This is a genomic window from Burkholderia sp. SCN-KJ (assembly GCF_024656005.1).
Classification (GTDB): Bacteria; Pseudomonadota; Gammaproteobacteria; order Burkholderiales; family Burkholderiaceae; genus Burkholderia.
Genome location: NZ_JANKOG010000001.1, coordinates 93,192 through 106,898, shown reverse-complemented (window position 1 = coordinate 106,898; position 13,707 = coordinate 93,192). Strand labels below are relative to the sequence as shown.

14 protein-coding genes and 1 pseudogene are annotated in these 13,707 nt (G+C 65.6%); all 15 read left to right on the top strand.

Annotated features, from left to right (window positions below):
- Positions 1-247: 247 nt before the first annotated feature.
- The 15 genes and pseudogenes from NQV17_RS00455 to lepA all read left to right on the top strand — a co-directional run bounded on the left by NQV17_RS00455 (position 248) and on the right by lepA (position 13,698).
- Positions 248-883: a DUF177 domain-containing protein gene (locus NQV17_RS00455; RefSeq protein ID WP_044844777.1), complete on the top strand. Its 636-nt coding sequence runs from the start codon at positions 248-250 to the stop codon at positions 881-883.
- 98 nt (positions 884-981) lie between these two features.
- Positions 982-1,161 carry a 50S ribosomal protein L32 gene (gene rpmF / locus NQV17_RS00450; protein WP_006051932.1) on the top strand — a complete coding sequence of 60 codons (180 nt, stop codon included), beginning with the start codon at positions 982-984 and terminating at the stop codon, positions 1,159-1,161.
- A gap of 129 nt (positions 1,162-1,290) precedes the next feature.
- Entirely contained in the window at positions 1,291-2,397 is a 1,107-nt protein-coding gene (plsX, locus tag NQV17_RS00445) for a phosphate acyltransferase PlsX (protein WP_044844776.1), read from the top strand.
- Positions 2,398-3,387 carry a beta-ketoacyl-ACP synthase III gene (locus tag NQV17_RS00440; RefSeq protein ID WP_044844775.1) on the top strand — a complete coding sequence of 330 codons (990 nt, stop codon included), beginning with the start codon at positions 2,398-2,400 and terminating at the stop codon, positions 3,385-3,387.
- 85 nt (positions 3,388-3,472) lie between these two features.
- Positions 3,473-4,405, top strand: a complete 933-nt coding sequence (gene fabD, locus NQV17_RS00435; protein ID WP_044844774.1) for an ACP S-malonyltransferase — start codon at positions 3,473-3,475, stop codon at positions 4,403-4,405.
- Positions 4,406-4,441: 36 nt separating this feature from the next.
- Positions 4,442-5,191, top strand: a complete 750-nt coding sequence (fabG, locus tag NQV17_RS00430; protein ID WP_044844773.1) for a 3-oxoacyl-ACP reductase FabG — start codon at positions 4,442-4,444, stop codon at positions 5,189-5,191.
- Positions 5,192-5,335: 144 nt separating this feature from the next.
- Positions 5,336-5,575, top strand: a complete 240-nt coding sequence (gene acpP, locus NQV17_RS00425; protein ID WP_004197638.1) for an acyl carrier protein — start codon at positions 5,336-5,338, stop codon at positions 5,573-5,575.
- Positions 5,576-5,739: 164 nt separating this feature from the next.
- Positions 5,740-6,972: a beta-ketoacyl-ACP synthase II gene (gene fabF / locus NQV17_RS00420; protein WP_044844772.1), complete on the top strand. Its 1,233-nt coding sequence runs from the start codon at positions 5,740-5,742 to the stop codon at positions 6,970-6,972.
- A gap of 12 nt (positions 6,973-6,984) precedes the next feature.
- Positions 6,985-7,456, top strand: a pseudogene (locus tag NQV17_RS00415) (hypothetical protein).
- A gap of 91 nt (positions 7,457-7,547) precedes the next feature.
- On the top strand, positions 7,548-8,147 hold the full coding sequence (gene rpoE, locus NQV17_RS00410; RefSeq protein ID WP_006752490.1) for an RNA polymerase sigma factor RpoE: 600 nt from the start codon (positions 7,548-7,550) through the stop codon (positions 8,145-8,147).
- Positions 8,148-8,235: 88 nt separating this feature from the next.
- Positions 8,236-8,853, top strand: a complete 618-nt coding sequence (locus NQV17_RS00405) for a sigma-E factor negative regulatory protein (protein WP_257768795.1) — start codon at positions 8,236-8,238, stop codon at positions 8,851-8,853.
- Between the two features lie 5 nt (positions 8,854-8,858).
- Positions 8,859-9,911, top strand: coding sequence for a MucB/RseB C-terminal domain-containing protein (locus NQV17_RS00400; protein ID WP_124487456.1), 1,053 nt, complete (start codon positions 8,859-8,861; stop codon positions 9,909-9,911).
- Between the two features lie 16 nt (positions 9,912-9,927).
- Positions 9,928-11,436 carry a DegQ family serine endoprotease gene (locus NQV17_RS00395; protein WP_257767792.1) on the top strand — a complete coding sequence of 503 codons (1,509 nt, stop codon included), beginning with the start codon at positions 9,928-9,930 and terminating at the stop codon, positions 11,434-11,436.
- A gap of 7 nt (positions 11,437-11,443) precedes the next feature.
- Complete coding sequence (locus NQV17_RS00390; RefSeq protein ID WP_257767790.1) at positions 11,444-11,680, top strand: glutaredoxin family protein; 237 nt, start codon at positions 11,444-11,446, stop codon at positions 11,678-11,680.
- Between the two features lie 224 nt (positions 11,681-11,904).
- Positions 11,905-13,698, top strand: coding sequence for a translation elongation factor 4 (gene lepA, locus NQV17_RS00385; protein WP_044844766.1), 1,794 nt, complete (start codon positions 11,905-11,907; stop codon positions 13,696-13,698).
- Positions 13,699-13,707 lie beyond the last annotated feature (9 nt).

The following is a 13,707-nucleotide window of genomic DNA, read 5'->3' as shown; positions in this document are numbered from 1 at the left end:
TGGCGTGGTGTTGCAAGGGCGCAAGCATAAGTGATTGACCGCAAAAGGTAAAACAGGTATGCTTTCCCGCTTTTCGTCGGCAGGCTTTCCGCAGTGGTGGCGCCTGCCGGGTCTTCGGAAGTAAAGTACGTAATCGTGCGAGGCGCGTGCGAGGCGTACGTGGCGTAGATCGCGTACGTGCGCGGCGTCAAATGAGTGGCGCCAGCAAGCCGGATCCCGCAAGTCAGCCTGTAGGCAGGAGCGCAACATGAACACTTCTTCTGGCAAGCCTGCGGCAGCGCTTGATCCGCATGCGGTCGACCTGTTCGAATTCGCCCGCAGCGGGCGGCAGGCAGCGGGTGCCGTGCGCCTGTCGCAACTGCCGCGCATGCTGAACGAAGTGCCGGCGGACGCGCCCGATCGCGACACGGTCTTCACGTGGCAGGCCGAAGGGTTCACCCAGAAGGAGCTGCAGGACGACGGCGCCGATGGGCAGCAGCCGTATCTGCGCCTCGCGGTGCACGGCCATGCGTGGCTCACGTGCCAGCGCTGCATGACCCCGTACGATCAGACGTTCGACGTCGACATGACGTACCGGGTCGTTGCAACCGAAGAAGAAGCTGAAGAATTTCCGCTCGACGACGATGAAGCCGATGTGATCGTGGGCTCCCGCCAGTTCGATCTCGTCGACTTGATCGAAGAGGAATTGCTGCTTTCGTTGCCGCTCGTGCCCAAGCACGAGGTTTGCCCGGCAGTTCACGAAAGCCTCGTGTCGGGTGCGAGCGGTCCTTCGGAAGACGCGGACGACGAGTCCGCCGAAGACGAGGACGAAGGCAAACGGCCGAATCCGTTCGCAGCGCTGGAAGCGCTGAAGAAGGACGGGGACGGCAGCAAGAAACACTAAGCAGTTGTGGCGCGGGAAGGCGTAAGGGCTTTGGGCCAGGGTAGTTAAGCGCCGGATCGGGCTGTGTTAGAATCCGGAAAATTATTTAGGAGTTAGTCATGGCAGTCCAGCAAAACAAGAAGTCGCCGTCGAAGCGCGGCATGCATCGTTCGCACGATTTCCTGACGGCAGCGCCGCTGGCAGTCGAGCCGAGCACGGGTGAAGTGCACCTGCGTCACCACGTCAGCCCGAACGGCTACTATCGCGGCAAGAAAGTCGTCAAGACGAAGAACGACTAAGCGTCAAGTCACGCGTTGCGCGCTACGATCGCCGTTCGCGTGACAACTGGTTCGCTTGACACTTTCCTGGCTCAACAAAAAGGCGGCATTCAACTGCCGCTTTTTTGTGCCTGAAATTCGTCGCATTCCATGACCGTAAAGCTCACAATCGATTGCATGGGAGGCGACCACGGCCCGTCCGTGACCGTTCCCGCGGCAGTCAAGTTCGTCCGCGCGCATCCCGATGCGCACCTGATGCTCGTCGGCATCGAAAGCGCGATCCGCGCTCAGCTGAAAAAGCTGAAAGCCCTCGACGATCCCGCGCTGACCATCGTGCCCGCCACCGAAGTCGTGGCGATGGACGACCCTGTCGAAGTGGCGCTGCGCAAGAAGAAGGATTCTTCGATGCGTGTCGCGCTCAACCACGTCAAGGAAGGCGCGGCCCAGGCCTGCATCTCCGCCGGCAACACCGGCGCGCTGATGGCCGTTTCCCGTTATGTGCTCAAGACGCTGCCCGGCATCGAGCGGCCCGCGATCGCGTTCGCGCTGCCGAACCCGACCGGCTATACGATGATGCTGGACCTCGGCGCGAACGTCGACTGCGAGCCGCAGCACCTGCTGCAGTTCGCGGAGATGGGGCACGCGCTCGTCGCCGCGCTCGAAGGCAAGGAGCGTCCGACGATCGGCCTGCTGAACATCGGCGAAGAGGTCATCAAGGGCAACGAGACCATCAAGCGCGCCGGCGAACTGCTGCGCGCCAGCACGCTGAATTTCCGCGGCAACGTCGAAGGCAACGACATCTACAAAGGCACGGTCGACGTGATCGTCTGCGACGGCTTCGTCGGCAACGTCGCGCTGAAGACGTCCGAAGGGCTCGCGCAGATGCTGTCCGACATCATCCGCGAGGAGTTCGGCCGTTCGCTGATGTCGAAGCTGATGGCGCTGCTCGCGCTGCCGGTGCTGATGCGTTTCAAGAAGCGCGTCGACCACCGCCAGTACAACGGCGCGGCGCTGCTCGGGCTGAAGAGCCTCGTGATCAAAAGCCACGGTTCGGCCGACGCCTACGCGTTTGAGTGGGCGATCAAACGGGGTTATGATGCCGTCAAAAACGGCGTGCTGGAGCGCCTCACGCGTGCGATGGCGGACAATTCGGTGTCGCTCGGCGACGGCGAACACGACGCGGGCGGCGCAGGCCCGACGAGCCCGGCCGCAGGCCACCACGCCGAACCTTCCGCTGCGCAATCCTCTAAAGCATAAATGGCCCAATCGACTCTCTATTCCCGCGTGCTCGGCACGGGCAGCTACCTGCCGCCCGACCGGGTCACGAACCAGCAGCTCGCCGACCGTCTCGCGAAGGAAGGCATCGAGACGAGCGATGAGTGGATCGTTGCGCGCACGGGCATCCATGCGCGCCATTTCGCCGCACCGGACGTCACGACGAGCGATCTCGCGCTCGAAGCGGCGCGCCGTGCGATCGAGGCGGCCGATATCGATCCGCAGTCGATCGACCTGATCATCGTCGCGACTTCGACCCCCGATTTCGTGTTCCCCAGCACGGCCTGCCTGCTGCAGAACAAGCTCGGCATCAAGAACGGCGGCGCGGCATTCGACGTGCAGGCCGTGTGCTCGGGCTTCGCCTATGCGATGGCGACGGCCGACAGCTTCATCCGCAGCGGCCAGCACCGTACGGCGCTCATCGTCGGCGCGGAGACGTTCTCGCGCATTCTCGATTTCAAGGACCGCACGACGTGCGTGCTGTTCGGCGACGGCGCGGGCGCGGTGATCCTGTCCGCATCGGAAGAGCCGGGCGTGCTCGGCAGCGCGCTGCACGCGGACGGCAGCTATTCGAACATCCTCTGCACGCCGGGCAACGTCAATCGCGGTGTGATCGACGGCAGCGCGTTCCTGTACATGGATGGGCAGGCCGTGTTCAAGCTCGCGGTCAACGTGCTCGAAAAGGTCGCGATCGAGGCGCTCGCCAAGGCGAACCTCGCGCCCGAGCAGGTCGACTGGCTGATTCCGCACCAGGCCAACATCCGCATCATGACCAGCACCTGCCGCAAGCTCGGCCTGCCGCAGGAGCGCATGGTCGTGACGGTCGACCAGCACGGCAACACGTCGGCGGCGTCGATCCCGCTGGCGCTCGACGCCGCGGTGCGCGACGGCCGCATCCAGCGCGGTCAGCACGTGCTGATCGAAGGCGTCGGCGGCGGCTTCACGTGGGGCGCGTCCGTCTTCCGCTACTGATCCGCGGCGCGCAACTGCTGCGCGCGGATCCCGAACCGGCGCGCCGTTCGTGCGCGCCGTCCGAATCGATTCAATTGGGGACGATATGAAATTCGCATTCGTTTTTCCGGGGCAGGGCTCGCAGTCGGTCGGCATGCTCAACGCATTCGCCGATCTCGCCGTCGTGCGCGAGACGCTCCAGGAAGCATCCGATGCACTCAATCAGGATCTCGGCAAGCTGATCGCCGAAGGTCCGGCCGAAGAGCTGAATCTGACCACCAACACGCAGCCCGTGATGCTGACGGCCGCCTACGCGTGCTATCGCGCATGGCAGCAGGCCGGCGGTCCGGCACCGTCGATCGTCGCGGGCCACAGCCTCGGCGAATACACGGCGCTCGTCGCCGCGGGCGCGATCGCGTTCAAGGACGCGGTGCCGCTCGTGCGCTTCCGCGCGCAGGCGATGCAGACGGCCGTGCCGGTCGGCCAGGGCGGCATGGCGGCGATCCTGGGTCTCGATGACGACACGGTGCGCGCCGTGTGCGCCGAAGCCGCGGAAGCGGGTATCGTCGAAGCGGTGAACTTCAACGCGCCGGCGCAGGTCGTGATCGCGGGCGCGAAGGCGGCCGTCGAGAAGGCCTGCGAGATCGCGAAGGCGAAGGGCGCGAAACGCGCGCTGCCGCTGCCGGTATCGGCGCCGTTCCATTCGTCGCTGCTCAAGCCGGCATCGGACCAGTTGCGCGACTATCTGGCAAACGTCGACGTGAAGGCGCCGCAGATTCCGGTCGTCAACAACATCGACGTCGCGGTGGTCAGCGATCCGGCCGCGATCAAGGACGCGCTGGTGCGCCAGGCCGCGGGCCCGGTGCGCTGGGTCGAATGCGTGCGGCACATCGCGGGCACGGGCGTCACGCACGTGATCGAATGCGGTCCGGGCAAGGTGCTGGCAGGCCTGACGAAGCGCATCGACGGCAACCTGGTCGGCGCATCGGTGTTCGATCCGGCTTCGCTCGACGAAGCACTGAAGCTGGCGACCGCCTGACGCGGCGCCTTTCCTCAAGAGACGGATATTCGATTCATGGAAAAGACCCTCGATAAACAGGTCGCGATCGTGACCGGCGCATCGCGCGGCATCGGCCGGGCGATCGCGCTCGAACTCGCGCGCCTGGGCGCGACGGTGATCGGCACGGCGACGAGCGAATCGGGCGCCGCCGCGATTACCGCCGGGTTCGCGGAAGCGGGCGTGACGGGCCGCGGCGCGGTGCTGAACGTCAACGACGCGGCGGCAGCCGAAGCGCTGATCGACGCGACCGTGAAGGAATTCGGCGCGCTCCACGTGCTCGTCAACAACGCGGGGATCACGCAGGACCAGCTCGCGATGCGGATGAAGGACGAGGACTGGGATGCGGTGATCGACACCAACCTGAAGTCGGTGTTCCGCCTGTCGCGCGCGGTGCTGCGCCCGATGATGAAGGCCCGCGGCGGCCGCATCATCAACATCACGTCGGTGGTCGGCTCGGCCGGCAACCCGGGCCAGGTCAACTACGCGGCCGCGAAGGCCGGCGTCGCGGGCATGACGCGTGCGCTTGCACGTGAAATCGGCAGCCGTGGCATCACGGTGAACTGCGTCGCGCCGGGCTTCATCGACACCGACATGACGAAGACGCTGCCGGAAGAACAGCAGGCCGCGCTCAAGACCCAGATTCCGCTCGGCCGCCTCGGCAGCCCGGCAGACATCGCCCATGCCGTCGCGTTCCTCGCATCGCCGCAGGCCGGTTATATCACCGGCACGACGCTGCACGTGAACGGCGGCATGTACATGTCGTAACGGTTTTCGTTTACCATCCGCGCCGTATCCCGTTTTTCAGGCGGATCGGTGCTTGATCGACCATCAAGCCAACGCGCGTTTTGCCGTCAGCAAACCTGATAAAATGCGCGCACTTGTAAATCTGAACTTTCCCTCGGAGGGGTAATGGATAACATCGAACAACGTGTCAAGAAGATCGTCGCTGAGCAACTGGGCGTCGCGGAAGCCGAGATCAAGAACGAAGCATCGTTCGTGAACGATCTGGGCGCGGATTCGCTCGACACGGTCGAACTGGTGATGGCTCTGGAAGACGAGTTCGGCATGGAAATCCCGGACGAAGAAGCAGAGAAGATCACGACCGTTCAGCAAGCGATCGACTACGCTCGCGCAAACGTCAAGGCGTAAGCGCCTTTCGCGCTTGTCCGCCACGTCGCCGCGATCTTCGCGATTGACGCGCCATCCTGCCGGCTTCGTGCCGGACGGACTAACAGCCACAGGGCTCGCAGGGCTGGTTCCTGTGGCCACTGTGGCTTTTGTTTTTGTCATCCAATAATGGAAAAGAGGTTACCGTGAGCCGCCGTCGTGTTGTTGTTACAGGCCTGGGGCTGATTTCGCCTGTTGGCAATAATGTTGCCGACGGCTGGGCCAATCTCGTCGCCGGCAAGTCCGGTATCGCCACCGTCACGAAGTTCGATGCGTCGAACCTCGCCTGCCATTTCGCGGGCGAAGTGAAGGGTTTCAGCGCCGAGGAGTACATCCCGGCGAAGGAAGCCCGCAACATGGATACGTTCATCCATTACGGCATCGCAGCCGGCGTCCAGGCGATCCGGGACAGCGGCCTCGAAGTGAACGAAGCCAATGCGGAACGCATCGGCGTGCTGGTCGGCTCCGGTATCGGCGGCCTGCCGATGATCGAAGACACGCACCAGACCTACGTCGATCGCGGCCCACGCCGGATTTCGCCGTTCTTCGTGCCGGGTTCGATCATCAACATGATCTCGGGTCACCTGAGCATCATGTTCGGCCTGAAGGGCCCGAACCTCGCGGCCGTGACGGCCTGCACGACCGGTCTGCACAGCATCGGCCTCGCGGCGCGCCTGATTCAGGCCGGCGACGCCGACGTGATGGTCGCGGGCGGCGCCGAATCGACGGTGTCGCCGCTGGGCATCGGCGGTTTCGCGGCCGCGCGCGCGCTGTCGACCCGCAACGACGATCCGGCCACCGCGTCCCGTCCGTGGGACAAGGACCGCGACGGCTTCGTGCTGGGCGAGGGTGCAGGCGTGATGGTGCTCGAGGAATACGAGGCGGCGAAGGCACGCGGCGCGAAGATCTATGCGGAAGTCTCGGGCTTCGGCATGACGGGCGATGCGTACCACATGACCGCGCCGAACATGGACGGTCCGCGCCGCTGCATGGTCGCGGCACTGCGCGACGCCGGCGTGAACGCGGACGAGGTCCAGTACCTCAACGCGCACGGCACGTCGACGCAGCTCGGCGACAAGAACGAGTCCGATGCGGTGAAGGCGGCATTCGGTGAGCACGCGTACAAGCTCGTGGTGAACTCGACGAAGTCGATGACGGGCCACCTGCTGGGTGGCGCGGGCGGCCTCGAGTCGGTGTTCACGGTGCTGGCGCTGCACAACAACGTGTCGCCGCCGACCATCAACATCTTCAACCAGGACCCCGAGTGCGATCTCGACTACTGCGCAAACACCGCGCGTGACATGAAGATCGACGTGGCCGTGAAGAACAACTTCGGCTTCGGCGGTACCAACGGCACGCTGGTGTTCAAGCGCGTCTGACGCTGAAATCGCTTGACGAGTCCATTCGATGCTCCGGCCGGGCGTCCGCAGTGCTTTGCATTGCGGGGCTCGGCCGTGTCGTATGTGGTGCTGGCCGCGTTCGTCGCGGCGGCGGCCGCCTCCGCGTACCTGTTCTGGGCGCCGCGGGCCGGTGCCGCCGCCGGTGCGTGCGTGTCGGCGGCGACGACCGCGCTGCTTGCCGTGTGCGCCGCGCGGGCCTGTGCCCGCCGGCTGCCGGCTGCCGGCCGAGTTGCGGATCGATGCATTCGGGGAGATTGCGGCGTTTGGCCGCACCGGGCGCTTGCTGGCCCGGGGCCGCGTGACGGGTCATGCACACTGGAGCAGCCTGCTGCTCGTGCTGTCGGTCGGGCAGGGCGCCCGGCGCGCGCGGCCGTTGCTGATTCCGGCCGATGCGCTCGACGCCGCGTCGTTCAGCGCGTTGTCCGTGCTGGCGCGTACCGCGGGCACGGCGGGACGGGCATGACGGCGGCGCGGTTACCAGCCGTAACCAGCGGCCGGCGCCGGAACGCTACAATAACGCTCCGCGTTGCATCCCTAGTTAACGGATTTGTCAGGTGAGTGAAAAAGAAATCGATCAGGCTCTGGTCGAGCGCGTACAGAAAGGCGACAAGGCAGCGTTCGAACTCCTGGTCTCCAAATACCACCGCAAGATCATTCGGCTGATCTCGCGCCTCGTGCGGGATCCCGCCGAGGTCGAGGATGTGGCCCAGGACGCGTTCATCAAGGCGTATCGTGCGCTGCCGCAATTTCGCGGCGAGTCGGCGTTCTACACGTGGTTGTACCGGATTGCCGTCAATACGGCGAAGAACTACCTTGCGACGCAAGGCCGGCGGGCACCGACCTCCACCGAGGCCGATGCCGAGGAAGCGGAAACTTTCTCCGACGCAGACCAACTAAGGGATATCAACACGCCTGAGTCGATGTTGATGAGCAAGCAGATTGCCGAGACGGTCAACGCTGCAATGGCCGTCCTGCCCGAAGAGCTGCGCCAGGCGATTACGCTGCGCGAGATCGAGGGCTTGAGCTACGAAGAGATCGCGGAAATGATGGATTGTCCGATCGGGACGGTCCGGTCGCGGATCTTCCGGGCGCGCGAGGCAATCGCTGCGAAATTGCGTCCGCTGCTCGATACGCCCGAAGGCAAGCGCTGGTAAGCGCGACGGGTGCAACGACGCGGGTCGGGGTCTAGTTACGGATAGAGTCGTGAAATCACGACGGGGTGTGTGCAAGATGGGGAGCATCATGGGGTCGGTCAATACGCAGTCGCAAGCGTGCTCGCGCAGCGAGCGCCTTTCCGCTCTGGTCGACGGTGAACTGTTCGACGGCCCGGATCACGGGCAGTTTCTGGCTGAGCTCGACCGCGCGGATCGCGCTGCGTGGGCCCATTACCACCTGATCGGCGATGCGCTGCGCTCGGACGAGCTCGCGCTGTCGCCCGCGCTGAGCGTCGCGTTCACAGCGCGCATGTCCGCCGCGCTCGAAAGCGAGCCGCACCTGCTCGCGCCGGCCGCCGCGCCGGCCGCGCGCAAGCTGCTGTCGCTGCGCCGGCGTGTCGTGCCCGCGTTCGCGGTGGCCGCCGCGGCAGCCACGCTGACGTGGATCGTCGTCCCGCAGATGCAGACGGCCGGTGTGCCGGGCGCCGTCCAGGTCGCATCGGCAGGCGCGCCGCAGAGCGGCAACCTGCAGCGCGTGACGGTTGCACAGGCATCGGCGCAGCCGGGCCTGCAGGACGTCAACATCATCCGCGACGCAAGTCTCGACCAATACCTTGAAGCGCATCAGCAATTCGCGCAGCAGCCCGTCGTCACGGGCTCGATGCCGCTGATCCGCGCTGCCGTGACCACCACGCCAGGCCAATAAACCCGATGCGGACATTGCAGTTGAATCACGCCATCTCCGGATGGAAGCGGCTGCCGGCTCTCCTGCTTTGCGCAGCCGCCCTGTTGTCCGTTCAATCCCTGCCTGCCAGCGCCCAGCAACCGGACGATCCCGTCGCGACCCGCAAGGGTGCGGCGGACTGGCTCGACCGCATCCAGCAGGCGGCGCAGCAGCAGAGCTACGAGGGTACGTTCGTCTACCAGCGCGGCGGGTATGTCCAGTCGTCGCGCATCGCGCATGTGGCGTCCCGTGACGGCGAGTTCGAGCGGATCGAGTCGCTCGACGGCAAGCCGCGCAAGGTGCTGCGGCATAACGACGAGCTGTACACGTTCGTGCCCGAGCGCAAGCTGTGCGTGGTCGAGCGCCGCCAGACGCGCGATTCGTTCCCCGCGCTGCTCGGTGCCGGCGGCGAGCACGTGATGTCCGTCTACGACGCGAAGCTGCTCGGCAAGGACCGTGTGGCCGGGATCGACGCGCAGGTGGTCGAGCTCGTGCCGAAGGACGCGTACCGCTTCACCTACAAGCTGTGGGCCGACACCCGCACCGGGCTGCTGCTGCGTTCGCAGACGCTCGATGCGAGCGATCACGTGCTCGAGCAGGTCGCGTTTTCGCAACTGCAGACGGGCGGCGCGACCGGTGACAAATCCGCGATCGCGGCCGGCATGCGCAACCTGAGCGGCTGGACGGTGGTCCGCCCGCCGGTCGCGGCGGTCGACATGGAGGCGCAGGGCTGGCAGATCGCGCCGACCATCGCCGGCTTCCGGAAGATTCGCGAGGTGCGCCGGCCGATGGCCGCGCGCGACGCCGGCGATCCGCCGATTCCGGTCGACCAGGCCGTCTTCACGGACGGCCTCGCGACGATCTCCGTCTTCATCGAGCCGGCTGAAAAGAATACGCGCAAGGAAGGCGCGGGCAGCACCGGCGCGACCCACGTGCTCGTGAAGCGTCGCGGCGACTACTGGATCACCGTGCTCGGCGAAGTGCCGCCGGCCACGTTGCAGCAGTTCGCGTCTGCCATAGAATACAAGGCTTCCAAGTAACGCTACGGCTTCCGACATGATGAAACTCACGCTGCGCAAAGTGTTCGCGGCGGCGGTGCTGTGTGCCTGCCTGCCGCTCGCCCCGCATACCGCGGCCGCGGTCACGCCTCCCGCTGCCAGCCTTCCCGATTTCGCCGATCTGGTCGAAAAGGTCGGGCCGGCTGTCGTGAACATCCGGACCACCGCGAACGTGCCGACGCCCGGCCCGCGCGGCGTGCTCCCGCCGGGCTTCGATAATGGCGACATGTCGGAATTCTTCCGGCGCTTCTTCGGCATTCCGCTGCCGCAGGCGCCCGGCAACGGTGGTGGCGGCGGCGGCAATGGCAATCCGAAGAACGCGCCGGCGCCGGACAATCCGCCCGACACCGAGCAGAACCGCGGTGTCGGTTCGGGCTTCATCGTGTCGGCTGACGGCTACGTGATGACCAACGCGCACGTCGTCGACGACGCGGACACCATCTATGTGACGCTGACCGACAAGCGCGAATTCAAGGCGAAGCTGATCGGCGTCGACGATCGCACGGACGTCGCGGTCGTCAAGATCCAGGCGTCGAACCTGCCGGTCGTCGCGATCGGCGATTCGAACAAGGTGCGCGTCGGCGAGTGGGTCGTCGCGATCGGTTCGCCGTTCGGCCTCGACAACACCGTGACGGCCGGCATCGTGAGTTCGAAGAGCCGCAACACGGGCGATTACCTGCCGTTCATCCAGACCGACGTCGCGGTGAATCCCGGCAACTCGGGCGGCCCGCTGATCAACATGCAGGGCGAGGTGATCGGCATCAACTCGCAGATCTACAGCCGCACCGGCGGTTTCATGGGCATTTCGTTCGCGATCCCGATCGACGAGGCGATGCGCGTGGCCGACCAGCTGAAGGCGACCGGCAAGGTCACGCGCGGCCGTATCGCGGTGGCGATCGGCGAGGTGACGAAGGACGTGGCCGACTCGATCGGGTTGCCGAAGGCGGAAGGCGCGCTCGTCAGCAGCGTCGAACCGGGCGGTCCGGCCGACAAGGCCGGCATCCAGCCGGGCGACATCATTCTGAAGTTCAACGGCCGGCCGGTCGATGCGGCGTCGGATCTGCCGCGCATGGTCGGCGACACGAAGCCGGGCACCAAGGCGACCGTCAGCGTGTGGCGCAAGGGTCAGGCGCGCGATCTGCCGATCACGATCGCCGAGACGCCGGCCGAGACGACGGCGAAGGCCGAGCAGCGCAAGAGTGCGCCGCAGAAGCCGCGCCCGGCGAATTCGCTCGGCTTGACGGTCAGTGACCTTTCCGCGGATCAGCTGAAGTCGCTGAAGCTGAAGAACGGCGTGCAGATTGACGGCGTCGACGGCCCGGCGGCCCGTGCGGGGCTGCAGCGCGGCGACATCGTGCTGCGCGTCGGCGACACCGACATCACGAGCGCGAAGCAGTTCGCCGACGTCACCGCGCAGCTCGATCCGCAAAAGGCGGTCGCGGTGCTGGTGCGGCGCGGCGACAACACGCAGTTCGTGCCGGTGCGCCCGCGCCCGGTTCAGAAGTAACGCGCCGATGTTCACGCTCTACGGCCGCGGCTGGTGCCATCTGTGCGACGACCTGCGCGATGCGCTGGCGCCGGTGGCGGCCGAATTCGGCGTCGCGGTCGACTACGTCGACATCGATGCGGATCCGGCACTCGTTGCCCGTTACGACGAGGACGTGCCGGTGCTGTTGCTGGACGGCACGGAAGTGTGCCGCCACCGGTTCGACGAGGCGAGGGTGCGCGGGGCGCTCGCGGCCCGGCGCTGAACCCGGCTGCGCTGCCGGCCGGCCGCGCGTTGCGCGGGGCTTCCGGCGGCGGACCCGCCGGCCAGGGCCTCCGGCGAGGCGCTCCTGGCTGGCCGCCCCTGATCGGTCGCCCCAAATTACCGCCCGGCAAAGGCCTTTTCGGCTAAAATAAGCCGTTTTTTCACCGACTTACAAGGCGTGCTCCGCAGTCGTCGAGCGCGCCTTTTTCGCTTGATCGGCACTGAATGGATCATATTCGCAATTTCTCGATCATCGCGCACATCGACCATGGCAAGTCGACGCTCGCGGATCGCATCATCCAGGTATGCGGCGGCCTCGCCGACCGTGAAATGGAAGCGCAGGTGCTCGACTCGATGGATATCGAGCGCGAGCGCGGCATCACGATCAAGGCGCAGACGGCTGCACTGTCCTATCGCGCCCGCGACGGCAAGGTCTACAACCTCAACCTGATCGATACGCCGGGGCACGTCGACTTCTCGTACGAAGTCAGCCGTTCGCTGTCCGCGTGCGAAGGGGCGCTGCTCGTGGTCGACGCGAGCCAGGGCGTCGAGGCGCAGACGGTCGCGAACTGCTACACGGCGATCGAGCTCGGCGTCGAGGTCGTGCCGGTGCTGAACAAGATCGACCTGCCGGCCGCGAACCCCGAGAACGCGATCGAGGAGATAGAGGACGTGATCGGCATCGACGCGACCGACGCGACGCGTTGCAGCGCGAAGACGGGTCTCGGCGTCGAGGACGTGCTCGAAGCGCTGATCGCGAAGGTGCCGCCGCCGAAGGGCGATCCGGCCGCGCCGCTGCAGGCGCTGATCATCGACTCGTGGTTCGACAACTACGTCGGCGTCGTGATGCTCGTGCGGATCGTCAACGGCACGCTGCGTCCGAAGGACAAGATCAAGATGATGGCGACCGGCGCGCAGTATCCGGTCGAGCACGTCGGCGTGTTCACGCCGAAGTCGCGCAATCTCGACTCGCTGTCGGCGGGGCAGGTGGGCTTCATCATCGCCGGCATCAAGGAACTGACGGCCGCGAAGGTCGGCGATACCGTCACGCACGCGACCAAGGCGGCCGCCGAGCCGCTGCCGGGCTTCAAGGAAGTGAAGCCGCAGGTGTTCGCGGGGCTGTATCCGGTCGAGGCGAACCAGTACGACGCGCTGCGCGAGTCGCTCGAGAAGCTGAAGCTCAATGACGCGTCGCTGCAGTACGAGCCGGAAGTGTCGCAGGCACTCGGCTTCGGTTTCCGCTGCGGCTTCCTCGGGCTGCTGCACATGGAAATCGTGCAGGAACGACTCGAGCGCGAGTTCGACATGGACCTCATCACGACCGCACCGACGGTCGTCTACGAGGTCGTGCAGAGCGACGGCTCGACGATCATGGTCGAGAACCCGGCGAAGATGCCGGAGCCTGGCCGCATCGCCGAAGTGCGCGAGCCGATCGTCACCGTGAACCTGTACATGCCGCAGGACTACGTCGGTTCCGTGATCACGCTGTGCGAGCAGAAGCGCGGCTCGCAGATCAACATGCAGTATCACGGCCGCCAGGTGCAGCTCACGTACGAAATCCCGATGGCCGAGATCGTGCTCGACTTCTTCGATCGCCTGAAGTCGGTGTCGCGCGGCTATGCGTCGATGGACTACGAGTTCAAGGAATACCGTTCGTCGGACGTCGTGAAGGTCGACATGCTGATCAACGGCGACAAGGTCGACGCGCTGTCGATCATCGTGCACCGGTCGCAGTCGCAATACCGCGGTCGCGAGGTCGCCGCGAAGATGCGCGAGATCATTCCGCGCCAGATGTACGACGTGGCGATCCAGGCCGCGATCGGCGCGCACATCGTCGCGCGCGAGAACATCAAGGCACTGCGCAAGAACGTGCTCGCGAAGTGCTACGGCGGCGACATCACGCGAAAGAAGAAACTGCTCGAGAAGCAGAAAGAAGGTAAGAAACGCATGAAGCAGGTGGGTTCGGTCGAGATCCCGCAGGAGGCGTTCCTCGCGATCTTGCGCGTCGAAGACAAATAACAGGACTGA